At 62.3% G+C, this 236-nt stretch carries 1 protein-coding gene; it reads right to left on the bottom strand.

Features of this window, described 5'->3' with window-relative positions:
* Positions 1–205, bottom strand: a 205-nt coding sequence (locus KZZ04_RS20805) for a hypothetical protein (protein WP_219424121.1), incomplete at its 3' end; no start/stop codon positions are given.
* Between the last annotated feature and the right edge of the window lie 31 nt (positions 206–236).

The raw sequence follows: 236 nt of genomic DNA, 5'->3' as shown, positions 1-236 counted from the left end.
CACCATGAACAATACCTTTGGGCTCCATCTTGCCGCCGGGCCCCGTCCAGCCCCCACTGTCAAAGTACTGGGAGGTATAGCCGGCCGCAGTGCTGCCAAGCGATGCCGGAGCTGCACCACCGCCGAACGCGCTACCGATCGCAGTGGAGAGGCCAGCACCGGCAAGGCTGCTGAAGACGTTGCTAGCGGCAGATTGCAGCGCCATTTTGGCGACCATTCTGGCGAAGCTTTTAGCC

Origin of the sequence: Pseudoalteromonas sp. CR1, from assembly GCF_019392235.1 — a bacterium.
Lineage (GTDB): Bacteria > Pseudomonadota > Gammaproteobacteria > Enterobacterales > Alteromonadaceae > Pseudoalteromonas.
The sequence above is the reverse complement of the archived record's forward strand: the minus strand, read 5'-3'. Positions and strand labels throughout refer to the sequence as shown.